This window comes from uncultured Castellaniella sp. (assembly GCF_937988725.1).
Taxonomy (GTDB): Bacteria; Pseudomonadota; Gammaproteobacteria; order Burkholderiales; family Burkholderiaceae_B; genus Castellaniella.
Genome location: NZ_CALKHS010000003.1, coordinates 420,751 through 443,425 on the forward strand (window position 1 = coordinate 420,751; position 22,675 = coordinate 443,425).

Consider the following 22,675-nt stretch of genomic DNA (forward strand, 5'->3'; position numbering starts at 1 on the left):
GGACCCCGGCCCCTGCCGCGCCGGGACGGCGGGCCGGGGACGAGGGGGCGGGATGCGGATCAGCGCTGGCGCAGCAGATCCTTGTACTGCATCAGGTCCGTGCGGATCTCGTTGAGCTTCTGCACGGCGGCTTGCGTCGGATAGAAGGTGACGGGCTGCTTGAAGCCGTCCTTCAGGGCCTTGGCGTAGTCCGGATCCTGGGTGATCTTTTCCATGACGTCCGACATTTTCTTGACGATCGCCGGATCGGTGCCCTTGGGGAAGGCGATGATGTAGGGCTTGGTCATGTCCAGCTTGATGCCTTGATCGTCGAAGGTCTTGATGTCGCCCAGCAGCGGGTTCGGCGTGCTGCTGTACTGGGCCACCATGGCCATGTCGCCGGTCTTCTGGTAGTCCTGGACCGCGCCGTAGGAGATCGAGGCCAGGGCGATTCGTCCCCCCAGCAGGGACGTGATCTTGTCCGACGCCGAGCCGACGTCCACGAACTTCATCTGGATGCCCGCGGCCTTCTGGAACATCAGCCCCTGCAGGTGGGAAAACCCGCCGAATTCCGTGCCGTAGATCACCGAATTCGGCGCGGCCTTGGATTTCTTGACGATGTCGCCGACCGTCTTCAGGCCCGATTCTTTGCCGGCGACCAGGACGACGCTCTTGTCGACGGCGGGGATGCACGAGATCTCCAGCTTGTCGTCGAACTTGTAGTTGATCAGGCCGGAGACCTCGTTGACGATCAACTGGCCCGTGTGGGCGAACAGCAGCGTGTTGCCGTCCGGCTTGGCGGTTTCCACCTTGTTCATGGCGATCGTGCCGCCGCCGCCGTTCATGTTGGTGACGATCATGGTGGCGCCGGTCAGCTTTTCGAAGTACCGGGCCATGGTGCGGGCGTTGAAGTCGGTATCGCCGCCGGCGCCGGCCGGGACGACGACCTGGACAGGTTTGCTGGGCCATGCGGCGTCGGCGGCCTGGGATGCCAGCGGCAGGGCGGCCGTCAGGGTGATGGCCAGGGCGCTCAGGGCAGGATGTCGAAAGGGTTTCATGTCTTCTCCTTGATGTGGCGTCTGTTGCTTCGGGTGGTGGAAAGGAAACTCCCGCGGGTGATGAGGGACGGGGTCACGGCGGCTGCCTGCAGTCCGATTGCGCGATCGTCCAGCGGGCGGCCTGTTCGCTCAGGCCGAGCCCCAGCCCCGGCAGGGCGGGGACCCGGATGCGGCCTTCGCGGATGTCGGGGCCTTCGTTGAACACGGGGCGCAGCCAGTCGAAGTGCTCGATCCAGGGCGTGTTGTCGTGGGGATAGGCGGCCGCCAGATGCACGTGGATTTCCATGACGAAATGCGGGGCCAGGCCCAGGCCACGCCGCGCGGCCAGATCCATGACCCGCAGGAACGGCGTGACGCCGCCGATGCGGGCTGCGTCGGGCTGCAGGAAGGCGATGGGGCAGCGGTTCAGCAGGGCTTCGTGTTCCCTCAGGCTGCTGAGCATTTCCCCGGTGGACAGCGGGGCGGCGCTGGCGGCCGCCAGTTCGGCGTAGCCCTGGTGGTCGTAGGCGTTCAGGGGTTCCTCGATCCAGGTCAGGCCGAAGGGGGCCAGTCTTTGGCTGGCCCGCAGCGCGGCGGCGCGATCCCACTGCTGGTTGGCGTCCACCATCAGGGGGACAGTGTCGCCCAGCCTGGCCTTGATCGCGCTCAGGCGCCGCACGTCCTCGTCCAGATCGGGCTGGCCGACCTTGATCTTGATGCCGCCGATTCCCGCCGCCAGCGACGCGTCGATGTTGTCCAGCACCTGGTCCAGCGGCGTGGACAGATAGCCGCCCGAGGTGTTGTAGACCGGTATCGAATCGCGGCGGGCCCCCAGGTGCCGGGACAGCGGCTGGTTCGCCCGCCGGGCCCGGATGTCCCACAAGGCGATGTCGAACGGGGCGATGGCGTGCATGGCCAGCCCGCTTTGCCCGATCGATGCCAATGCCCAGGCCAGCTTGTCCCAGAGGGCGGGGATGTCGTCGCTTCGTTCGCCGATCAGCAACGGCGCGATTTCGCGGACGAGTTCATACAGGGCGGGGCCCCCGGTGCGCAAGGCGTAGCTGAACCCCAGGCCCTCGAGGCCGTCCCGGGTCCGCAGCTGCGCGACCACCAGGGCGACGTCCGTCAGGGGCTTCTGCCGCCCGGCCAGGACCTTGGCGTCGCTGATGGGACGCGGCAGGGGCAGCCGGATGAGCGATATCCGCGCCGCGCGGATCGTGTCATGCGGGCCGGCGGGCGCGGCGCAGGGCGGTGTGGCGGGGATGACGGTCGTCATGGGCTGGGAAACAGGCATTCGACAGGATCTCATCACTCTTTATATGTCATCGTATAACTAGTTTTTTGTTTGGACAATAGCGAGGCGTTCCCGAATCGCCAGGGAGCGGATTTTCGCCCGATGTGATTTGATTAAATGGCTGATATATATGATTGTTTTGTTAATTGAGAAAAATTTTAGGGGAATTCCCTGATAAGCAATCGGCATCGGGTGATATACAGTTCACATGTCATACATCTAACGATTTCCAGACCCGGATTCCGCTTCCTCCATTCCCTTCGGACCGATCATGCGCTTGCTGTCAGCCAAAATCACCCCCATCGCCTTCAAGGATCCGCCGCTGCTGAACGCGGCCGGCATCCACGAACCCTATGCCCTGCGTTCCATCATCGAACTGGAAAGCGATACCGGACATATCGGACTGGGGGAATCCTATGGCGACGCCTCGGTGCTGGAGCTGCTGCAGGCGCTGGCGCCCCTGCTGGCCGGCATGGACCCCTTCGATCTGAACGGTCTGCGCCGGCGTGTGGAACAGGTGGTCAGCCAGACGCGCGTCAGCGCCGGCGCGGCTTTCACCCTGGCGCCCGGCACGGACCCGGCCAAGAACGTCCAGAAACTGTATTCCGCTTTCGAAGTCGCCTTCCTGGATCTGCAGGCCCGCTACCTGGGCATGCCGCTGGTCGATCTGCTGGGCGGGCGGGTGCGCGACGCGGTGCCGTTCAGCGCCTATCTGTTTTTCAAGTATGCGCGGCACGTGGATGCCGACTATCCGGACGATGCCTGGGGCGAGGCCCTGACGCCGGCGCAATTGGTCGCCCAGGCGGAAACCATGACCGCCCGGTACGGCTTCAAGAGCATCAAGCTGAAGGGCGGGGTGCTGCCTCCCCAGGAAGAAGTCGCCTGCGTCCGGGCGCTGGCCGAACGATTCCCGGGCATGCCGCTGCGCATCGACCCCAATGGCAATTGGGCTCTGGATACCGCCATCGAGATGGGCAAGCAGCTGGACGGCCTGCTGGAATACTACGAGGACCCGTGCCCCACGTTGGCCGACATGGCCGCCCTGCATCAGGCCACGGGCCTGCCGCTGGCCACCAACATGGTGGTCACGGACCTGGCCCAGTTCCGCGCCAACACGACGGCGCATGGGTGCCAGATCATCCTGTCCGACCACCATTACTGGGGCGGCCTGCGCGACACCCAGCTGCTGGCGCGCATGTGCGAGACCTTCGGCCTGGGGCTGTCCATGCATTCCAATTCCCATCTGGGGATCAGCCTGATGGCGATGGCGCACGTGGCGGCCAGCGTGCCCCTGCTCAGCTATGCCTGCGATACGCATTACCCCTGGCTGGATCCCGAGGGAGAGGTCGTGGCCGGCGGGCACCTGCGGTTTCACGACGGCGCGATCGTGCTGGGGGATGCTCCCGGCCTGGGCCTGGAGATCGATCAGGACGCGCTGGCGCGGCTGCACCGGCAATACCTGGACTGCGGAATCCGGTCCCGCAACGATGCGGCCCAGATGCGCAAATACCAGCCCGACTGGACAGGCAAGGCCCCGCGTTTTTAGACGGTTTTTTCGAGGGCGTTCGACGGGCTTGAAGTATGATGACAGTTCTCTAACCCAATGTGATCCCACCATGGCACCTGCTACCGTTCGGCGTTCTCGCAGCTTGACCCAGAATGTGGTGTCGTCGTTGTCCGAACGCATCCGCAATGGCGAATTCCATGTGGGAGAGAAGCTGCCGACGGAATCCGAATTGATGGAAGCCTTCGGCGTGAGCCGCACGGTCATCCGCGAGGCCATTTCCAGGCTGCAGGCCGCCGGTCTGGTGGAAACCCGACATGGCATCGGCACGTTCCTGCTGGAACCGCAGAACGAGCAGCAACTGCGCATCCGCACGGAAAACATCCTGACCATGCTGGACGTCATGGCGATCCTGGAATTGCGCATCAGCCTGGAAACCGAGGCCGCCGGCCTGGCCGCCCTGCGGCGCACCGATGCCCACATGCAGCAGCTGCGCGCGACGCTGGACGAATTCGCCGAGCACATCCGCAAGAAAACCGGCAATGCCGTGGTGTCGGACGTGGCCTTTCACCTGCTGGTGGCCACGGCGACCGGCAACCGCTATTTCCACGACATCCTGAAGCAGCTGGGGAAGGCGATCATTCCGCGCACCCGGGTGGATTCCGCCGCGCTGGCGGACGACGACCGCGTCCGCTATCTGGAACGCGTCCACCTCGAACACGAGGACATTTTCAACGCCATCGCCCGCAAGGACCCGGACGCCGCGCGGGCGGCCATGCGCACCCACCTGGCCAACAGCCGCGAACGGTTGCGCAAGGCTCAGGAAACCGTCGCCCGGAAGGGCTGACCCGGCATCATCCGGCGCTGCCGGCCGGATGGTGGATCCCTCATGTCGTCATACCTGTGATCAGTGCGCCTGCCGCACCGGGCGCCGCCGTGTCCTGTCTTCGAAGATCCGGATCAGTAGAAACACCGAGTCTTCCGGCCCGCTTTTCATTGCCCCTTGAATGCCTACGTTGTATGATAACGTATATCTAAATATGGGAAGCGAGGGTCAGTCCGCGCTTTCGCCACCAGAGGACGTGCTCATGATCTCGTGCCAGGAACTCAAGGACATAATGAACGACGGGCTGCTGTCGTTTCCCGTCACCGACTTCGACGCCAACGGCGACTTCGACCCCAAGGGCTATCAGGCCCGCCTGGAATGGCTGATGCCCTTTGGCGCACGCGCCCTGTTCGCCGCCGGGGGCACAGGGGAATACTTCTCGCTGACCCTGGACGATTACTCCAAGGTCGTGGAAACGGCCGTCAGGACCTGTCAGAACCACACGCCCATCCTGGCCGGGGCAGGCGGCCCCACGCGCAACGCCATCGCCTTCGCCCGCGAAGCCCAGCGCCAGGGCGCCGCCGGTCTGCTGCTGATGCCCCACTACCTGACCGAAGCTCCGCAAGACGGCATCGCCCGCCACGTCAAGGAAGTCTGCCAGTCCGTGGAGATCGGCGTGGTCCTCTACAACCGCGGCCAGTGCCGCCTGTCGGCCGACGTGCTCGAACAGCTCGCCGAGGAATGCCCCAACCTGATCGGCTTCAAGGACGGGGTGGGCGACATCGAGAACATGGTGCGGGTGCGCCGGCGCCTGGGCGATCGCTTCGCCTACCTGGGCGGGCTGCCCACGGCCGAGGTCTTCGCCGCGGCCTATCGCGCCCTGGGCGTGCCGGTGTATTCCTCGGCGGTGTTCAACTTCATCCCGGCCACCGCCATGAAGTTCTACGAGGCCGTCAAGGCGGGCGACCAGGCCACCACCGGCCACCTGCTGGACACGTTCTTTCTGCCGATGCTGGAGATCCGCAACCGCAAGGCCGGCTATGCTGTCAGCATCGTCAAGGCGGGCGCGCGCATTGTCGGCCACTCCGCCGGGCCCGTGCGCGCCCCCCTGGCCGAGCTGAGCGCCCAGGAAGAAGGCGCCCTGCGCGACCTTATCGAAGCGTTGTGAACGGAGCGCGCCCATGACCGTGGACTCTGGAAGCGCTCGAACCTATGACCGGATCCTGCTGACCGGCGCGGCGGGGGGCCTGGGCAAGGTCCTGCGCGAAACGCTGCGGCCCTACGCGCGGGTGCTGCGCCTGTCCGACATCGCCAGCATGGCGCCCGCCGCCGGCGAACACGAGGAAGTCGTTTCCTGCGATCTCGCCGACAAGGACGCGGTGGACGCCTTGCTCGACGGCGTGGATGCCGTCGTGCATCTGGGCGGGGTCTCGGTCGAGCGGCCCTTCGAGGAGATCATCGAGGCCAACATCCGGGGCACGTACCACCTGTACGAGGCGGCGCGCCGCCATGGCGTGCGGCGGATCGTGTTCGCCAGTTCCAACCACGTCATCGGCTTTCACAAACAGGGCGTGCGCCTGGATGATCGTTCCCCGCGCCGGCCCGACGGCTATTACGGCCTGTCCAAATCCTTCGGCGAGGATCTGGCGAATTTCTACCACGACCGCTACGGCATCGAGACCGTCAGCATGCGGATCGGCTCCTCCTTCCCCCAGCCGCGCAACCGCCGGATGATGCACACCTGGCTCAGCTACCGGGACCTGACGGAACTGGTGCGCCGCGGCCTGTTCACGCCCGGGGTCGGCCATACCGTCGTCTACGGGGTATCGGACAATCGGGACGTCTGGTGGGACAACAGCGGCGCGGCGGTTCTGGGCTATCAGCCGCAGGACAGCTCCGAGACCTATCGCGACGAAGTCGAGCGCCAGCCCGAGCTTGCCGCCGATGATCCCGATGCCGTCTATCAGGGCGGGGCGTTCACCGCGGCGGGACCTTACGAGAAAACCCCGCCCGTGCGGCGCGCCACCCGTTCCGCGGGGGATGCGGAACTGGTGCTGCAGCTGCGCAACCAGACCGGGGAAAGCCCGGTCTGGCATGCGGGCGAGCAGGCCCTGTACTGGGTGGACATCCCGGCGGGCGTCCTGCATCGCTGGCGTCCGTCCGATCAGCAGCACGCCAGTTGGCGCGCGAACCAGCAATTGAGCTGCATCGCGGCGCTGCCGTCGGGCGGCTGGGTGGGCGGCATGGAGGACGGCATCTATCGCCTGACGCCGGGCCAGGACCAGACGCTGGCCGCCGAAAGGCTGGTCCTGGCTCCGCATGCGCGGGCCGGGATGCGCTTCAACGACGGGCGCTGCGACCGGCAGGGGCGCCTCTGGGCCGGCACCATGCTGTCCGACATGTCCCGGCCCGCCGCCGTCGGCGCGCTGTACCGCCTGACGGGCAGGGGGGCCGGATTGCGCCTCGAACAGGTGTTCGACGGCATGCTCGTGCCCAACGGCCTGGCCTTCAGTCCCGACGGCAGGACGATGTACCTGTCCGACTCGCATCCGCAACAGCAGCGCGTCTGGGCCTTCGATTACGACATCGAGCGGGGCGTGCCCGGCAATCGCCGGCTGTTCATCGAGAAGCTGGCCGGCGGCCGGCCGGACGGCGCGGCCATCGACGCCGACGGCTGCTACTGGATCTGCGGCAACGACGCGGGCCTGGTGCACCGCTACACGCCGGAGGGCCGGCTGGATCGCAGCCTGCGCGTACCGGTGGCCAAGCCCGCCATGTGCGCGTTCGGCGGCAAGGACCTGGACATTCTGTTCGTCACCTCCATCCGCCTGCCCGATGCGGCGCCGCAGGCGCTGGACGGCGCCGTGTTCGCCCTGAACCCGGGAGTGCGCGGGGTGGCGGAATCTGCCTGTATCATTTCATGATCCCTGTAGCCTGCGTTCCCTCGTGAGCCGCCCGAGCGGCGGCTGTCCTGTCGGTGGGGTTGGAGTTTTTGCATGCAGTCTTCTTCCTTGCCGCACCGCACGGCGGTTGCCGTTTTATTGACGGTGGGTTCGCTGTTCGCCGCGAATCACGTGGCGGCCCGCCTGGCGTTCGATGATCAGGCAGGCTTGCTGCTGGCCGTCCTGTGCCGATCCGGCCTGGCCTTGCTGGCCCTGGTGGCGTTCGTGCTGTGGCAGCAGCCGCGCCTGCGGCTGGCGCCCGGGCTGGCGAAGTGGCAGATCATCCTGGGCCTGCTGATCGCGCTCCAGAGCCTGTGCCTGTATTCCGCCGTGGCGCGCATCCCGGTCGCGCTGGCGCTCTTGATCGGCAACACCTTTCCGATTCTCCTGGCCCTGCTGACCTGGCTGCTGGGCGGCCCGCCGCCCACCCGGCGGGCCTGCGTCCTGATGGGGGTGATTCTGTGCGGACTGGTGCTGGTGCTGGACCTGCCGGCCTGGCTCTCGTCCTCGGGGCGGATCACGCCCGCCTGGCGGCTGGGCGTGGGTTTCGCGTTCGCGGGCGCCTGCCTGTTCGCGTGCGGCCTGTGGATCACGGAACATCGCCTGAGCGCTTTGCCGGGGGCCGTGCGCAGCCTTTATACGATCGTGATCGTGTTCTGCGGCATGCTGCTGGCCGGCGCGGCCGGCCTGGTGCCCGGCGGGATGAACCCGCCCGCCAGCGGCTCGGGATGGCTGGCGCTGCTGGCCTTGTCGGTCCTGTACGCGACGGCCTTTTCCGTGCTGTTCATTTGCGTGCCGCGCCTGAACATGGCGCGCAATGCGCCGGTCATGAACATCGAGCCGGTGGCCAGCCTGCTGTTCGCCTGGCTGATGCTGGACCAGGTCTTCGGCGGCATGCAGCTGCTGGGCGGCGCGGTCGTGCTGGGCAGCATCGTGATGCTGGCGTATTCGCGCCGCGCCTGAACGGGAAACGGCCCCTCGGGGCCGTTTCGTCGTTGCGCCTGGCGGCGGCGCTGATGTTACGCGGGCAGCGCCTCAATGAGCGCGCGTAGTTCGGCTTCTTCCTGGGGGCTCAGTTCGGCCAGGGGGGCGCGCACGGGCCCGGCGGAGTGGCCGACGATGCGCGCGCCCGCCTTGACGATGCTGACAGCATAGCCGGCCTTGCGGTTGCGGATCTCCAGCATCGGCAGAAAGAACGTGTCCAGCAGGTGGCCGGTGGTGGCCTGGTCGCCCGCCTTGACGGCCTCGTAGAACTTCATGGCGGTGGCCGGGATGAAGTTGAACACCGCCGAGGAATACACCGGCACGCCCAGGGCGCGATAGGCCGCGGCGAAGACCTCGGCCGTGGGCAGCCCGCCCAGGTAGGCGAAGCGATCGCCCAGGCGCCGGCGCACCCGCACCATGTTCTCGATGTCGCCCACCCCGTCCTTGAAGCCGATCAGGTTGGGGCATTCCTCGGCGAGCTGTTCGAGCACGTCGGCCGACAGGCGGCACTGGCCGCGGTTGTAGAGGACCACGCCGATCTCCACGGACTGGCAGACTTCCTTGACGTGGCGGGCGATGCCGTCTTGCGGAGCTTCGGTCAGGTAGTGGGGCATCAGCAGCAGACCGGCGGCGCCCTGGCGCTGGGCTTCGCGGGCGAAGGCGATGGCGTTGCGCGTGGGGCCGCCTGCCCCGGCCAGGATGGGCGTGTGGTTCTGACAGGTCCTGACGGCCGTTTCCACGACCTTGGAGTAATCGTCCAGGGTCAGCGAGAAGTATTCCCCTGTGCCCCCGGCGGCGAACAGGGCGCGTGCGCCAAAGGGCATCAGCCATTCCAGGCGGGCCTGATAGCCCTTGGGGTCGAAGTCGCCGTTGGCGTCGAAGTCGGTGACGGGAAACGACAGCAGCCCGTCGTTCATTATGTCCTTGAGTTCCTGGCACGAGATCATGAGCACGTCCTCTGGTGGCGAAAGCGTGGATTGACCTTCGCTTTCATTTTTAGTCATACGTCATCATACAACATGATCTGGAATGAATCAACGCGGAAAACGGATCCATGGTTACCTTTGTATTCCTTTATATTCCGTTCAGCTTCAGGAAATTCCTAGGGTAATTGCGGATTTCTAGTTATACGACAACATATCACAATATGGCCGCGATTCATGTGGAGAAGAATGTGGCTGAACACAAGTTCGAACGACTGTTGCTGACCGGCGCCGCCGGCGGGCTGGGGCGGGTCCTGCGGGATACGCTCAAGCCCATGGCGGACATCCTGCGCCTTTCGGACGTGCAGCCCCTGGGCGACCCTCAGGCGAACGAGGAAACGCGCCTGTGCGACCTGGCCGACCGGCAAGCCGTCGATGAACTGGTGCGGGGCTGCGACGCCATCGTCCACATGGGCGGGGTGTCGGTCGAGCGTCCTTTCGAAGAAATCCTCGAAGCCAACATCAAGGGCGTGTTCCACATCTACGAAGCGGCGCGGCGCCACGGCGTGCGCCGGGTCATCTACGCCAGTTCCGTCCATGCGGTCGGCTTCTACCGCCAGTCCGAACACCTGGACGCCACGATGCCCACCCGTCCGGACGGCTACTACGGCCTGTCGAAGGTCTATGGCGAAGGCATGGCCAGCTTCTATCACGACCGCTACGGGATCGAGACGCTGACCATCCGCATCGGCTCTTCGTTTCCGGAACCCAAGGACCGCCGGATGATGCATACGTGGCTCAGCGGTCGGGACCTGACGGAACTGATCCGCCGCGGCCTGTTCACGCCCGGCATCGGCCACACCATCGCCTTCGGCATGTCGGCGAACAAGGAAGTCTGGTGGGACAACGCGCGGGCCGCTCATCTGGGCTATGCGCCGCAGGACAGCTCGGAACATTTCCGCGACCAGATCGAACGCCAGCCCATGCCGGCGGCCGACGATCCGTCCATGGTCTGGCAGGGCGGCGTCTTCACCGTCCAGGGGCCGTTCGACCCCGTCAAGACGCCCGGCTGACGGGCTGCCATTCATCATCACGCCAGACACGAGGCTCAGTGTGCGTTACACCTTCGATTTTTCAGGATTGGCGCCTTATTGGCAGATGTTCCTGGACGGCGCGATCACCACCCTGGAACTGACGCTGGCCTCGACCGTGTTCGGCCTGATCCTGGGCATTCTGTGCGCGATCGGGCGGCGCGGCAGCCGGCGCTGGCTGTCGGGCCTGTGCGGCGTCTACATAGAAACCGTGCGCAACACGCCGTTCCTGGTGCAGATCTTCATCTTCTATTTCGGCCTGTCCAGCCTGGGCTACACCATGCCGGCGGCCGTGGCGGCGGTGATCACCATGGTCATCAACGTGGGCGCCTATTCGGCGGAGATCATCCGCGCCGGCATGGACGCCGTGCCGCCGGGCCAGGTCGAGGCCGCCGAATGCCTGGGCCTGTCGCGCCCCCGCATCTATTGGCATGTCGTCATGCTGCCCGCCTTTGAAAAGGTCTACCCGTCCATCACCAGCCAGTTCGTGCTGATGATGCTGATGTCGTCCGTGACCTCGCAGATTTCCGCCGAGGAACTGACGGGGGCGGCCAACAACATCCAGTCGATCACCTTCCTGTCGCTGGAAACCTATATCGTCGTCGCCGGCCTGTATCTCGTGCTGGCCGTCATCCTGAAGGCGCTGTTCTGGCTGGGCGGCACGCTCCTGTTCCGCAGGCGCCGCGTCGTCGCGCGGGCGGCCCGCGCCGCATCGGCGGGCCCGCGCGACGATGCGCGCCGCAAGACCCCGCCTTCGGCGACCGCCCGCCGGTCGGCTGCCTAGGAGGCCTTCATGGATCATTTCACCTTCGTGCAATTCGTCTACCTGCTCAAGGGCCTGGGCTGGACCCTGGTGCTGTCGGCCCTGTCCTTCGTCCTGGGATCCGTCGGAGGGTTCGGGGTCATGCTGGCGCGGGTGTCGCGCTTCGGCGTCGTCCGGGCCATCGCGGCCGTGTTCATCCAGGGCATCCAGGGCATTCCCCTGCTGGTCCTGCTGTTCATCGTCTATTTCGGCGTGGGCATCTTCGGCATCGACGTGCCGCCGCTGGCCGCGGCGGGCATCGCCCTGATGGTCTACGTCAGCGCCTTCCTGGGCGAGATCTGGCGCGGCAGCGTGGAATCGATCGAAAAGATCCAGTGGGAAGCCGCCGAATGCCTGGGCCTGTCGCGCTGGCAGTCGCTGATCCTGGTGGTGATTCCGCAGGCCGTGCGCCTGTCGCTGCCGGCGACGGTCGGCTTCCTGGTGCAGGTGCTCAAGTCCACCTCGCTGGCGTCCGTGGTCGGCTTCGTCGAACTGACCCGCGCGGGCCAGATCATCAACAACTCGCTGTTCCAGCCGTTCCTGGTGTTCGCGCTGGTCGGCGGTTTCTACTTTTTACTGTGCTACCCCTTGTCGAAGTGGAGCCGGGCCATGGAAAGGAAGTTGAATGTCAGTCGTCGTTAGCCTCCAGAACGTCCACAAGAGTTTCGGCCAGAACCAGGTGCTCAAGGGCGTGACCTTTGACATCACCCGGGGGCAGGTCGTCGCGATCATCGGCCAGAGCGGGTCCGGGAAGAGCACCGCGCTGCGGTGCATGGACCGCCTGGAAACCATCGATGACGGCGCCATCCAGGTGTGCGGCCACCAGCTCGGCGGCGGCAAGGTCGATCTGGAACAGCTGCGCAAGGACGTCGGCATCGTGTTCCAGAGCTACAACCTCTTTCCCCACCTGACGGTCGGCCACAACATCACCCTGGCGCTCAGGCACGTGCGCAAGCTGTCGCGCAAGGCGGCGGAAGAACGCGCGCGCGCCGTGCTGGAAACCGTGGGCCTGCTGGAAAAGTACGACAGCTATCCGGAACAGCTGTCGGGCGGGCAGCAGCAGCGGGTCGCCATCGCCCGGTCGCTGGCCATGGAACCGCAGGTCATGCTGTTCGACGAGGTCACGTCCGCGCTGGATCCGAAGCTGACCGGAGAAGTCCTCAAGGTCATCGAGAAACTGGCCGAGGGCGGGATGACGATGGTGCTGGTGACGCACGAGATGGCCTTCGCCCGGCGCGTGGCGGACAAGATCATCTTCATGCACGAAGGGCAGGTCTGGGAAGCCGGCGGCCCGGACATCCTGGTCAATCCCGCCACCCAGGAACTGCAGGATTTCATAGGCAACGGCCTATAAATATCAGAGGCGCGCAGCCTCGAGACAACCCACGGAAGGAGACTTGGATGAAGTTCAGGAAGACAGCATGGATCGCCGCCGCAAGCTTGTGCGCCTTTGGCGCGGCGGCGCACGCGGGCGATCTGGATCAGATCAAGAAGGATGGCGTGATCCGGGTCGCCATCGCCATGGGGGTGCCCATGTTCAGCTATGCCAATGCCCAGATGCAGCCGGAAGGGTCGGACGTGTCCACGGCCGAAATGCTGGCCAAGGACCTGGGGGTCAAGCTGGAACTGGTGCCCATCACCAACGCGGCCCGCATCCCCACCATCCAGACCGGCAAGGCGGACATCGCCGTCGCCAATCTGTCGATCACGGCGGAGCGCTCCAAGGTCATCGATTTTTCCGTGCCGTATGCGTCCCTGCAGATCATCGTGGCCGCTCCGAAGGAACTGAAGATCAAGGACTACAAGGACCTGAAGGGCGTCAAGATCGGCGTGACCCGCGCGACGGTGAACGACACCGACATCACGAAGAACGCGCCGGACGCCAACATCCGCCGCTTCGAGGACGACGCCACGCTGGTCACGGCGGCGGCTTCCAGGCAGGTCCAGGCCATCTCGTCGCAGTGGCCCAACGTGGCGGAAGTCAACAAGAAGCTGAAGAACGATCCCTACGAGACCAAGTTCGTCCAGCATGAATTCATGCTGGGGATCGCCATGCCCAAGCAGACCCCGAAACTGAAGGCCTGGCTGGACGAGTGGGTGCGCAAGAACCTGAAGAACGGCAATCTGAACGCCGCCTACAAGAAGTACCACGGCAGCGACCTGAGCCCGTCGGTATTGGCGAACGGGGCTTAACCGGAGTTCCTGAGTCCTGCGGCGATCCCGTTGATGGTCATGTGGATCGCCCGCTGGTCGCGGGATTCCTGTTCGTTGGCGCGGTGCGCCGACGCCGGGCCCGAACGCATGCGGCGCAGCAGCTCCACCTGCAGGCGGTTCAGCGGGTCGATGTAGGCGAAGCGCTCGGCCAGGGCGTCCCGCAGCGGGGCGTCGTGGGCCAGCAGGTCGTGCCCCGTGATGTCGCGGAACACGCCGACGGTGGCGTGGTATTCGCTTTCGATGCGGGCGAAGATCCGCTTGCGCAGGGCCTTGTCCGTCAGCAGTTCGGCATAGGCGCGGCCGATGGCCAGATCGGTCTTGGCCAGCACCTGTTCCATGTTCGACAGCAGGGTGCGGAAGAAAGGCCAGTCGCGGGCCATGGCCTGCAGGCGCGACAGGCGCGCTTCGCGGCTCAGGGCGTGATCCGGGCCGCCTTCGTCCAGATAGCGGCTCAGGGCCGAGCCGACCCCGTACCAGCCGGGCAGCGGCAGCCGGCACTGCGCCCAGGAAAACGACCAGGGGATGGCGCGCAGGTCCTCGATGCGCTGCAGGGCCTTGCGCGATGACGGCCGCGAACCGATGTTCAGGCCGGCGATCTCGCGGATCGGGGTCGAGGCGAAGAAGTACTCCGTGAATCCTTCCGTGCCGTAGACCAGGTCGCGATAGGCCTCGCGGGCCGTCTGCGACATCCAGGCCATGGCCTCGCCGTATTCGGTGGCATGCCGGTCTTCGTTGCGCGCGGCGGGGGCGCCCGCCAGGCTGGCTTCCAGGGTGGCGGCGACGAACAGTTCCAGGTGCCAGCGGCCGACCTCGGCGTCCTTGTAGCGGCCCTGGATGATTTCCCCCTGTTCCGTCAGGCGGATCTGGTTGTTCACGGTGCCGGGCGGCTGGGCGATGATGGAATCGTAGCTGGGGCCGCCGCCCCGTCCCACGGAACCGCCCCGGCCGTGGAACAGGCGCAGGCGGGTGCGGTGCTTGCGGAACACGTCCACCAGGCGGCGTTCGGCCTGGTACAGCGACCAGTGGGACGTCAGGTAGCCGCCGTCCTTGTTGCTGTCCGAATAGCCCAGCATGACTTCCTGGATGCCGTCCTGGGCCTGGCGCACGCGGGTTGCGACCTCCGGCAGCGACAGCCAGGCGTCCATGATCCCGGGGCCGCGCTCCAGGTCGGGGATGGTCTCGAACAGCGGCACCACCATCAGGCCTTCCCGCGGCGCGGTCTTGCCCACCGTGGGCGCGATCAGGCCGGTTTCCTGCTGCAGCACCAGCGCTTCCAGCAGGTCGCTGAGGGTTTCCGTGTGCGACACGATGGACTGGCGGATGGCGGCGGCGCCGAAGCGGCGCCGGCAGTCGGCGGCCATGCGCAGGATGGCCAGTTCCTTGGTGGTTTCCGCCGAGTATTCCACCCAGGGGGACGCCAGCGGGCGCGGCTCGCGCAGTTCCTGGCGCAGGACCCGGACGCGGTCCGCTTCGGACAGCCGCGCGTAGCGCACGGGCTTGCCGTCCAGCGCGACCCCGGCGTGCTGCATCAGTTCGTCGAAGACGCGCTCGTGCACGTCGGAACTCTGGCGCAGATCGACGGTGGCCAGGTGGAAGCCGAAGATCTCCACCGCCTGGCGCAGGTGCGTCAGGCGCAGCCGGCCCACCAGGGCGCCGTGGTGGGCGTCCAGCGATTCGGCGACCGTGCGCAGGTCGGCGGCCAGGTCGACCGCCGCCGCGTAGGCGGGCGCGTCGTAGATGTTGCGCCGGGCCAGCCGCCGCCCCGTCAGCGCCTGGGCCGTGGCGGCCAGCCGGGCGTAGATGTGGATGCAGGCCCGCCGGTAGGGTTCGTCCTGGCGGTGGGTGGAGGAATCCTGGCTGACGGCGGCCAGCGCGGCCAGGGCGGGCGTGACCTGCATCAGCGATTGGGACACCGACAGTTCCGCCCCCAGGGCGTGGACTTCGGTCAGGTAGTAGCGCAGGACGTGGGTGGATTGGCGCAGCAGCGCCTGTTCCAGCGTGTCGGCATTGACGTTGGGGTTGCCGTCGCGGTCCCCGCCGATCCAGCTGCCCATGTGGGCGAAGGGCGGCAGCGGCGAGTTGTCCGCGTCGAAGACCGATTTCGGCGGCTTGCGCAGCAGGGCGCCCATGTCCAGGTGCAGCTGGGGCAGGGTGCTGAAAAAGGTGCTGGTGTAGTAGGACAGGGCGTTGTCGATTTCGTCCAGCACCGTCAGCTTGCTCTGGCGCAGCATGCGGGTCTGCCACAGCGCGGCGATCAGGCCCGTCAGCCGTTCCCGCAGCTGCGCGGCTTCCAGGGGCGCGTGGGGCATGTCCATCTGCCGCAGGTGCCGGGCGACTTCCTGATGCAGGTCCAGCGTGCTCTTGCGCTGCACTTCGGTCGGGTGGGCGGTCAGCACCGGGACGATGCAGGCCTGGGCCAGGTGCTGGCGGATGCGCTTGCCCGACAGGCCGCCCGCTTGCAGGCGCGCCACGGCGTGCTGCAGGCTGCCCGGCGCCGCCGGACCGTCGGCCAGCCATTGCCGGCGCTGGCGGCGTGTCTGGTCGCGGTCCTCGGCGATGTTGGACAGGTGCAGGAAGTAGCTGAAGGCGCGGGCGACCGAGTTGGCTTCGCCGTCCGCCAGCTTGCGGATCTGGCGTTCCAGCATGCGGCCGTCGCTGTCCCGCCCCTCGCGGCGGAAGGTGACGGCGGCGCGCCGCAGTTTCTCGATCACGTCATAGATGGGGCGGCCTTCGCATTCCCGGATGACTTCCCCCAGCGTTCGGCCCAGCAGCCGGATGTCCTGTCGCAGGGGGGAGATGGCGTCGTTCGGGGATGCGGGCTTCACGGGGGCTCCATTGGGGGTCGGGGATCGGATGGCATCGGGGTGCCGTTGCCGCGCGGGGTTCTTCGCCGGGGCAGCCGTCCATCATAAGCGCATTATGGCGATCCTCGCATAGCTGTTATGCGTTTTCCTTATAACCATGTTGCCCGGGGCCGGAAGGCGGAGCGGTCTACAGGCCGCCCGCGCAGGCCACCGTGGTGCCGGTGATGTAGGATGCGGCCGGCGACAGCAGCCAGGCGATGGCCGCCGCGATTTCATCGGGCTGCGCCAGCCGGCCCAGCGGAATCCTGGGCGCGACGCGGGCGGGGCGGTCCGGCTCCCCGGCTGCCGCATGGATGCCGGTCAGGGTGCTGCCGGGCGCCAGGCCGCAGACGCGGATGCCCTCGGCCGCGACCTCCCGCGCCAATCCCAGGGTGAAGGCGTCGAGCGCCGCCTTGCTGGCCGCATAGTGCACGTATTCGCCCGGGCTGCCGGTGCGCGCCGCGACGGACGACACGTTCACGATCACGCCGGCCAGGCCGTGGCGCCTGAAGCGGGCCAGGGCTTCGCGCGCGCAGCGCATGGCGCCCAGCACGTTGACGTCGAACACCTGTTCGATCACTTCGTCGGGCGTCCGGTCGAACGGTCCGATCGGACCCGTGACGCCCGCGTTGTTGACCAGGCCGGCGATCCGTCCGGCCTCGGATTCCGCCTCCTGGAACAGGCGCCGGATCTCGTCCGGACGGGCGACGTCGGCCCGGATGGCGAAGGCCCGGCGGCCCAGCGCCCGGACCTGGTCCGCGACGGTCGCCGCCGCCGCGGCGTCGCGCGCGTAATTGACGATCACGTCGTGACCGGCGCGCGCCACGGCAAGCGCCGTGGCCGCGCCGATGCCCCGGCCCGCGCCGGTGATGAGGATGGCGCCGGCCGGTTCGGCCGGCCGGGTCTGGCCGTTCATGATGGGGTTTCCTCGGCGGTTGGCTTGCCTGGGCCTCGCGCCCGGAAGCGGCGCGGGCCGGCGGACTCATTATGCCGGATGGCTCCGGAGGCCGGATATTGCGGGCGCGCTCCGGGCATATCGCGGGCGCGCTCCGGGAGCGGGCCGCCACCCGCCGCCGGCCGGCGGGCGTCCGGCCCCGACGCGGTATGATATTTTCGGGGTTTCCACCTGATGGCTGCGGGCTCATCAGCCGCGCGCCGTCTCATTCACAGGCTTGGATTGACGATGACGAAAGTCGATGGGGGCGGGGATTTCCCCGCCCAGGTCTTTGGCCACCCGCTGTTCCAGGGCGTGCCCGCGGACATGCGGGCGGCCCTGCTGCGCGATGCCGCCGTCCTGCACGTCGAGGGCGGCCGCACCCTGTTCCGGGAAGGCGGCGAAGCGGTCGAATACCTGTACGTCTTCAGCGGCAGCGTCGAGGTGCTGCGCCATACCCAGGACGGCGAGGAGCGCGTGTTCTCGATCTTCCACGCGGGGCAGATGCTGGCGGAAACGGCCATGTTCATGAGCCACGGCCGCTATCCCATGGAAGCGCGCTCGCGGGGCGACGCGGTCGTCCTGTGCCTGAAGCGCGCCGGCCTGCAGGAAGCCGTCCGGGCCTGGCCCGAACTGGCCATGCGGCTCTTGAACCGTCTCAGCGACCGCGTCTACCAGCGCGTCAACGATGTCGAGTGGTACAGCGACAGCACCGCCGCCCAGCGCCTGGCCGACTATCTGCTGCGCCTGCCCAGCGACCACGCGGGCACGGTGCGCCTGCCCCTGACCCAGCGGCAGCTGGCCACGCACCTGGGGGTGCGGCCGGAAACGCTCAGCCGGCTGCTGGCCGACTGGGTGGCGCAGGGCCATCTCTCCGGGGCCCGGCGGGACTGGGCCGTGTTGAACCCCGGATTCCTGGAATCCCTGGCGCAGCCCGCCCGGCGCAGCTTCTGAACACCGGATGCCCCCGTCGCGCGCCGACGTTCCATGCGCCTGCGGCAAACAAGCCGTACACTTGAAGATTGTCCTCTGAAACAACCCGTAAGGATCCGCTCATGTCCAAGCCTTTGCGCTCATCCAACATCACCCAGGGGGTGGCCCGCGCACCGAACCGTTCCATGTATTACGCCCTGGGCTACACCGAGGACGATTTCAACAAGCCCATGATCGGCATCGCCAATGGGCAAAGCACGATCACGCCCTGCAACAGCGGCCTGCAGCCCCTGGCGGACGCCGCCGCGGCGGCCGTGAAGGACGCGGGCGGCAATCCGCAGATGTTCGGCACGCCGACGATTTCCGACGGCATGGCCATGGGCACGGAAGGCATGAAGTATTCCCTGGTGTCGCGCGAAGTCATCGCCGACTGCGTGGAAACCTGCGTGCAGGGCCAGTGGATGGACGGCGTGCTGGTGATCGGCGGCTGCGACAAGAACATGCCGGGCGGCATGATGGGCATGCTGCGCGCCAATGTGCCGTCCATCTATGTCTATGGCGGCACCATCCTGGCGGGCAGCTGCGGTGGCAAGGACCTGAACATCGTCAGTGTGTTCGAAGCCGTGGGCGAACACGCCGCCGGCCGCATGTCCGACGTTGACCTGCACGAAATCGAAACCCATGCCATTCCCTGCAGCGGGTCCTGTGGCGGCATGTACACGGCCAACACCATGAGCTCGGCCTTCGAGGTCATGGGCATGAGCCTGCCGTATTCCTCGACCATGGCCAACGTGCACCAGGAAAAGATCGATTCGGCCGCCGAATCGGCCCGCGTGCTGCTGAACGCCGTGAAGCTGGACCTGAAGCCGCGCGACATCGTCACGCGCAAATCCATCGAAAACGCCGTGGCCGTCATCATGGCCACGGGCGGTTCGACCAATGCCGTGCTGCACATCCTGGCCATCGCCCACGCCGCCGGCGTCGAATGGACCATCGACGACTTCGAACGCGTGCGCCGCCGCGTGCCGGTCATCTGCGACCTGAAGCCCAGCGGCAAGTACCTGGTGGTCGATTTCCACAAGGCGGGCGGCGTGCCCCAGGTGATGAAGCTGCTGCTGAACGCCGGCCTGCTGCATGGCGACTGCATCACCATCACCGGCAAGACCATCGCCGAAACGCTGAAGGACGTGCCCGACGCGCCCGCCAACCAGGACGTGATCCACACCCTGGACAATGCCCTGTACGCCGAAGGCCACCTGGCCATCCTGAAGGGCAATCTGGCCGAGCGGGGCGCCGTGGCGAAGATCACCGGCCTGAAGAACCCGGCCATCACCGGCCCGGCGCGGGTGTTCAACGACGAACAGTCCGCCATGGACGCCATCCTGGCCGGCAAGATCCACGCCGGCGACGTGCTGATCCTGCGCTACCTGGGCCCCAAGGGCGGCCCGGGCATGCCGGAAATGCTGGCCCCGACCAGCGCCCTGGTGGGCGAAGGGCTGGGCGATTCCGTGGGCCTGATCACCGACGGCCGCTTCTCGGGCGGCACCTGGGGCATGGTCGTGGGCCACGTGGCCCCCGAAGCCGCCGTGGGCGGCACGATCGCCCTGGTCGAGGAAGGCGATTCCGTCACCATCGACGCCCACAAGCAGCTGCTGCAGGTGAACGTGTCCGACGAAGTCCTGGCCAAGCGCCGCGCCGCCTGGACGGCGCCGAAACCCCGCTACACGCGCGGGGTGCAGGCGAAATTCGCCTTCAACTGCTCCGACGCCAGCACCGGCGCGGTGCTGGACCGCTTCGAAGACCGCGGCTGATCCCGCGGCGGCCCGCCCTTGCGGCGGGCCATTCTGCGGTATCGTATCGGGCTGGATCCCCTGGCGGGGGCCAGCCCGTTTTTGATGGAGAGATACTTTGCTGACTGCCGAACAACGCGCCCTGCAATTGCAGATCCGCCTGGGCCTGGGGGTGCGCGATCATTTCGATGCCGCCGCCGAGATCGAACAGCGGGTGGACTTCCTGGTCGAGCTGCTGCGCAACACGGGCGCGCGCGCCCTGGTGCTGGGCATCAGCGGCGGGGTGGATTCCCTGACGGCGGGCTGCCTGTCGCAGCGGGCCGTGCAGCGGGTGCGCGAGCAGGGCGGGGATGCCCGGTTCGTGGCCATGCGCCTGCCTTACGGCACGCAGCTGGACGAGGCCGACGCCCAGGCCGGCCTGCAGGTCATCCAGCCCGACGAAACCCTGACGGTGGACGTGCGGTCCGCATCCGACGCCATGCTGGCGGCGGTGCAGGCCGCCGGGCAGATCTTCCGCGACGCCGGGCAGCAGGATTTCCTGCATGGCAACATCAAGGCCCGCGAGCGCATGATCGCCCAGTACGCTGTCGCTGGCGCGCGCGGCGGCCTGGTGGTGGGCACGGACCACGCGGCCGAGGCCCTGATGGGGTTCTTCACCAAATTCGGCGACGGCGCGGCCGACGTCACTCCGCTGGCCGGGCTGAACAAGCGCCGGGTGCGGGCGCTGGCCGGCGCCATGGGGGCGCCGGAAGCGCTGGTGTTCAAGGTGCCCACCGCCGACCTGGAACTGCTCAAGCCCCTGAAGCCGGACGAAGACGCCTTCGGCGTCAGCTACCAGCAGATCGACGATTTCCTGGAAGGTCGGGACGTGTCCCCCGAGGCCTTCGAGATCATCGTGGACACTTGGCGGCGCAGCGCCCACAAGCGGGCGCTGCCGATCGCCCCCTGACGCCGCCGGGCGCCCTTTCGAGCGCCGGACGGCCGGTCAGGCCCCTGCCGTCTGGCGGGCGCGATGCGCCGGATCCATCAGCCCGGACACGATCTCGTAAGACCGCAGCCGCGCCGCATGGTCGTACATATTGCAGGTGATCATCAGCTCGTCCGCCCCCGTGCGGGCGATGAAGGACCGCATCTGGGCCGCCACCGCGTCCGGCGAGCCCACGGCCGCGCAGGACAGGATGTGGTCCAGCAGGTCGCGCGCGTTGGGGGGCAGGCTGTCCAGATAGCCGTCCACCGGCCTGGGCAGGCGGCCCGGCCGCCCGGTGCGCAGGTTGATGAAGGACTGCTGCCAGGAACTGGCCAGGAAGCGCGCCTCTTCGTCCGTATCGGCGGCGAAGACGTTGAACCCCAGCATGACGTAGGGCTTGTCCAGCTGTTCGGACGGCTGGAAGTGCTGCCGGTAGACGCGGATCGCGTCCATCATCTGGGCCGGCGCGAAATGCGAGGCGAAGGCGTAGGGCAACCCCAGCGCCGCCGCCAGCTGGGCGCCGAACAGGCTGGATCCCAGGATCCAGACGGGCACGCCGTGGCCCTCGCCGGGGACGGCGCGCACCGGGTTCTCGCCCCGGAAATAGCCCATCAGTTCCACCACGTCGCGGGGGAATGCGTCGGGGTCGGTCTGCAGCGTGCGCCGCAGGGCGCGGGCCGTCGTCTGGTCCGATCCCGGCGCCCGACCCAGGCCCAGGTCGATGCGGCCCGGATGCAGGGCCTCCAGCGTGCCGAACTGTTCGGCGATGACCAGGGGCGAGTGATTGGGCAGCATGATGCCGCCGGCCCCCACGCGGATGCGGGTGGTGGCCGCCGCCACGTGATTGATCAGGATGGCGGTGGCGGCGCTGGCGATGCCCGTCATGCCATGGTGTTCGGCCATCCAGTAGCGGCGGTAGCCCCAGGCGTCCGCGTGGCGCGCCAGGTCGGCCGTGTGGGCGAAGGATTCGGCGGCGCCGCCGTCTTCCGTGATGGGGGCCAGGTCCAGCACCGACAAGGGAATGGCGATGCTCATGGCTGGCGGTCCGGCAGGTTCATGACGGTCTGCTGCATCAGGGCGACGGGGGTCTTCTGCCCGGCATTCAGGGCGAAGACGTCCACCTGCACGATGGTCAGGGTGCGGCCCTTGCGGATCACCTGGCCGATGGCTTCCAGGGATTCGCCCTGGGCGGGGGCCAGCAGGTTGATCTTGAATTCCACGGACAGCACCGTGTGGCCGTCGGGCGCCTGGGTCATGGCGGCAAAGCCGCCCGCGGTGTCCGCGATGGCGCTGGTCGCCCCCGCGTGGAACAGGCCCAGGTGCTGGGTCAGGGCGGGGGAAAACGGCAGGTGCACGTGCACGCGGCCGCTGCTCACGTCGCCCAGCGTCGCGCCCAAGTGCTGCATCAGGCCGGAACGATCGAAGAGGTCCTGGATGCGGTCGCGCAAGGCCGCCGCGTTCCGGGAAAGTGAAGAAGGTGCCATCGCGAGGTCCTGTATAGTCGTATGTCTTGAAAATCGACGGGCGGCGGATGCCGCCGCGCCCAACCGCAGTGTCAAACGATAAGCCATTTTCACCCGCCGCCCAAGGCGCATGCGCCGGCGGGGCCGAA

The 22,675-nt window shown here is 67.2% G+C and carries 20 protein-coding genes and 1 pseudogene; 14 read left to right on the plus strand and 7 right to left on the minus strand.

Annotation, left to right across the window (positions count from 1 at the left end):
• Positions 1-59: 59 nt before the first annotated feature.
• Entirely contained in the window at positions 60-1,037 is a 978-nt protein-coding gene (locus tag Q0263_RS03395; RefSeq protein WP_298013319.1) for a tripartite tricarboxylate transporter substrate binding protein, read from the minus strand.
• A gap of 73 nt (positions 1,038-1,110) precedes the next feature.
• On the minus strand, positions 1,111-2,310 hold the full coding sequence (locus Q0263_RS03400) for a mandelate racemase/muconate lactonizing enzyme family protein (protein ID WP_298013321.1): 1,200 nt from the start codon (positions 2,308-2,310) through the stop codon (positions 1,111-1,113).
• A gap of 271 nt (positions 2,311-2,581) precedes the next feature.
• Between Q0263_RS03400 and Q0263_RS03405 the strand changes: the two genes are divergently transcribed.
• From Q0263_RS03405 to Q0263_RS03430, 6 genes and pseudogenes are all read left to right on the plus strand, one after another.
• Positions 2,582-3,856, plus strand: coding sequence for a glucarate dehydratase family protein (locus tag Q0263_RS03405; protein ID WP_298013323.1), 1,275 nt, complete (start codon positions 2,582-2,584; stop codon positions 3,854-3,856).
• A 70-nt stretch (positions 3,857-3,926) separates the two neighbouring features.
• On the plus strand, positions 3,927-4,661 hold the full coding sequence (locus Q0263_RS03410) for a FadR/GntR family transcriptional regulator (protein WP_298013325.1): 735 nt from the start codon (positions 3,927-3,929) through the stop codon (positions 4,659-4,661).
• A gap of 241 nt (positions 4,662-4,902) precedes the next feature.
• On the plus strand, positions 4,903-5,808 hold the full coding sequence (kdgD, locus tag Q0263_RS03415; protein ID WP_298013326.1) for a 5-dehydro-4-deoxyglucarate dehydratase: 906 nt from the start codon (positions 4,903-4,905) through the stop codon (positions 5,806-5,808).
• A 13-nt stretch (positions 5,809-5,821) separates the two neighbouring features.
• Positions 5,822-6,637, plus strand: a pseudogene (locus Q0263_RS03420) (NAD(P)-dependent oxidoreductase); the annotation flags it as partial.
• A 15-nt stretch (positions 6,638-6,652) separates the two neighbouring features.
• Positions 6,653-7,564 (plus strand): SMP-30/gluconolactonase/LRE family protein, encoded by a 912-nt coding sequence (locus tag Q0263_RS03425; RefSeq protein WP_298013392.1) that lies wholly within the window; start codon positions 6,653-6,655, stop codon positions 7,562-7,564.
• Between the two features lie 72 nt (positions 7,565-7,636).
• Positions 7,637-8,545, plus strand: coding sequence for a DMT family transporter (locus tag Q0263_RS03430; protein ID WP_298013328.1), 909 nt, complete (start codon positions 7,637-7,639; stop codon positions 8,543-8,545).
• Between the two features lie 56 nt (positions 8,546-8,601).
• Here the strand turns inward: Q0263_RS03430 and kdgD (Q0263_RS03435) are convergent, their stop codons facing one another.
• The gene (gene kdgD, locus Q0263_RS03435; RefSeq protein ID WP_298013330.1) at positions 8,602-9,513 is read right to left on the minus strand and encodes a 5-dehydro-4-deoxyglucarate dehydratase; all 912 of its coding nucleotides are present in this window, start codon (positions 9,511-9,513) and stop codon (positions 8,602-8,604) included.
• A 227-nt stretch (positions 9,514-9,740) separates the two neighbouring features.
• Between kdgD (Q0263_RS03435) and Q0263_RS03440 the strand changes: the two genes are divergently transcribed.
• The 5 genes from Q0263_RS03440 to Q0263_RS03460 are packed head-to-tail and all read left to right on the plus strand — an operon-like array spanning position 9,741 to position 13,575.
• A complete protein-coding gene (locus Q0263_RS03440) occupies positions 9,741-10,562 on the plus strand; it encodes an NAD(P)-dependent oxidoreductase (protein WP_298013332.1) in 822 nt (273 codons plus the stop codon).
• A gap of 40 nt (positions 10,563-10,602) precedes the next feature.
• A complete protein-coding gene (locus Q0263_RS03445; RefSeq protein WP_298013334.1) occupies positions 10,603-11,364 on the plus strand; it encodes an amino acid ABC transporter permease in 762 nt (253 codons plus the stop codon).
• 9 nt (positions 11,365-11,373) lie between these two features.
• Positions 11,374-12,024, plus strand: a complete 651-nt coding sequence (locus tag Q0263_RS03450; protein WP_298013335.1) for an amino acid ABC transporter permease — start codon at positions 11,374-11,376, stop codon at positions 12,022-12,024.
• Positions 12,008-12,736, plus strand: a complete 729-nt coding sequence (locus tag Q0263_RS03455) for an amino acid ABC transporter ATP-binding protein (RefSeq protein WP_298013337.1) — start codon at positions 12,008-12,010, stop codon at positions 12,734-12,736. Before Q0263_RS03450 ends, Q0263_RS03455 begins: the two co-directional genes overlap by 17 nt.
• Positions 12,737-12,783: 47 nt before the next feature.
• Positions 12,784-13,575 (plus strand): transporter substrate-binding domain-containing protein, encoded by a 792-nt coding sequence (locus tag Q0263_RS03460; protein WP_298013339.1) that lies wholly within the window; start codon positions 12,784-12,786, stop codon positions 13,573-13,575.
• Here the strand turns inward: Q0263_RS03460 and ppc are convergent.
• Positions 13,572-16,421, minus strand: a complete 2,850-nt coding sequence (gene ppc / locus Q0263_RS03465) for a phosphoenolpyruvate carboxylase (RefSeq protein ID WP_298013341.1) — start codon at positions 16,419-16,421, stop codon at positions 13,572-13,574. The genes Q0263_RS03460 and ppc overlap by 4 nt on opposite strands.
• 166 nt (positions 16,422-16,587) lie before the next feature.
• Positions 16,588-17,355: an SDR family oxidoreductase gene (locus Q0263_RS03470; RefSeq protein WP_298013343.1), complete on the minus strand. Its 768-nt coding sequence runs from the start codon at positions 17,353-17,355 to the stop codon at positions 16,588-16,590.
• A 267-nt stretch (positions 17,356-17,622) separates the two neighbouring features.
• Here Q0263_RS03470 and Q0263_RS03475 point away from each other — a divergent pair, with 267 nt between their 5' ends.
• The 3 genes from Q0263_RS03475 (at position 17,623) to nadE (ending at position 21,045) form a co-directional block, all read left to right on the plus strand.
• Complete coding sequence (locus Q0263_RS03475) at positions 17,623-18,327, plus strand: Crp/Fnr family transcriptional regulator (RefSeq protein ID WP_298013345.1); 705 nt, start codon at positions 17,623-17,625, stop codon at positions 18,325-18,327.
• A gap of 101 nt (positions 18,328-18,428) precedes the next feature.
• The gene (ilvD, locus tag Q0263_RS03480) at positions 18,429-20,117 is read left to right on the plus strand and encodes a dihydroxy-acid dehydratase (protein ID WP_298013346.1); all 1,689 of its coding nucleotides are present in this window, start codon (positions 18,429-18,431) and stop codon (positions 20,115-20,117) included.
• A 121-nt stretch (positions 20,118-20,238) separates the two neighbouring features.
• A complete protein-coding gene (nadE, locus tag Q0263_RS03485; protein WP_298013393.1) occupies positions 20,239-21,045 on the plus strand; it encodes an ammonia-dependent NAD(+) synthetase in 807 nt (268 codons plus the stop codon).
• A gap of 36 nt (positions 21,046-21,081) precedes the next feature.
• On the opposite strand, the gene Q0263_RS03490 is transcribed toward nadE, so the two are convergent.
• Positions 21,082-22,098 carry an LLM class flavin-dependent oxidoreductase gene (locus tag Q0263_RS03490; protein ID WP_298013347.1) on the minus strand — a complete coding sequence of 339 codons (1,017 nt, stop codon included), beginning with the start codon at positions 22,096-22,098 and terminating at the stop codon, positions 21,082-21,084.
• Complete coding sequence (locus Q0263_RS03495; protein ID WP_298013349.1) at positions 22,095-22,547, minus strand: PaaI family thioesterase; 453 nt, start codon at positions 22,545-22,547, stop codon at positions 22,095-22,097. Before Q0263_RS03495 ends, Q0263_RS03490 begins: the two co-directional genes overlap by 4 nt.
• Between the last annotated feature and the right edge of the window lie 128 nt (positions 22,548-22,675).

What these genes read in the sequence shown, in the direction of transcription:
- Q0263_RS03475 (WP_298013345.1), top strand. Translation starts at nt 17,623, where the DNA reads ATGACGAAAGTCGATGGGGGCGGGGATTTCCCCGCCCAGGTCTTTGGC.
- Q0263_RS03430 (WP_298013328.1), top strand. Translation starts at nt 7,637, where the DNA reads ATGCAGTCTTCTTCCTTGCCGCACCGCACGGCGGTTGCCGTTTTATTG.
- Q0263_RS03450 (WP_298013335.1), top strand. Translation starts at nt 11,374, where the DNA reads ATGGATCATTTCACCTTCGTGCAATTCGTCTACCTGCTCAAGGGCCTG.
- Q0263_RS03400 (WP_298013321.1), bottom strand. Translation starts at nt 2,310, where the DNA reads ATGCCTGTTTCCCAGCCCATGACGACCGTCATCCCCGCCACACCGCCC.
- kdgD (WP_298013326.1), top strand. Translation starts at nt 4,903, where the DNA reads ATGATCTCGTGCCAGGAACTCAAGGACATAATGAACGACGGGCTGCTG.
- Q0263_RS03470 (WP_298013343.1), bottom strand. Translation starts at nt 17,355, where the DNA reads ATGAACGGCCAGACCCGGCCGGCCGAACCGGCCGGCGCCATCCTCATC.
- Q0263_RS03460 (WP_298013339.1), top strand. Translation starts at nt 12,784, where the DNA reads ATGAAGTTCAGGAAGACAGCATGGATCGCCGCCGCAAGCTTGTGCGCC.
- kdgD (WP_298013330.1), bottom strand. Translation starts at nt 9,513, where the DNA reads ATGATCTCGTGCCAGGAACTCAAGGACATAATGAACGACGGGCTGCTG.
- Q0263_RS03455 (WP_298013337.1), top strand. Translation starts at nt 12,008, where the DNA reads ATGTCAGTCGTCGTTAGCCTCCAGAACGTCCACAAGAGTTTCGGCCAG.
- Q0263_RS03395 (WP_298013319.1), bottom strand. Translation starts at nt 1,037, where the DNA reads ATGAAACCCTTTCGACATCCTGCCCTGAGCGCCCTGGCCATCACCCTG.
- Q0263_RS03410 (WP_298013325.1), top strand. Translation starts at nt 3,927, where the DNA reads ATGGCACCTGCTACCGTTCGGCGTTCTCGCAGCTTGACCCAGAATGTG.
- ilvD (WP_298013346.1), top strand. Translation starts at nt 18,429, where the DNA reads ATGTCCAAGCCTTTGCGCTCATCCAACATCACCCAGGGGGTGGCCCGC.
- Q0263_RS03495 (WP_298013349.1), bottom strand. Translation starts at nt 22,547, where the DNA reads ATGGCACCTTCTTCACTTTCCCGGAACGCGGCGGCCTTGCGCGACCGC.
- Q0263_RS03490 (WP_298013347.1), bottom strand. Translation starts at nt 22,098, where the DNA reads ATGAGCATCGCCATTCCCTTGTCGGTGCTGGACCTGGCCCCCATCACG.
- Q0263_RS03405 (WP_298013323.1), top strand. Translation starts at nt 2,582, where the DNA reads ATGCGCTTGCTGTCAGCCAAAATCACCCCCATCGCCTTCAAGGATCCG.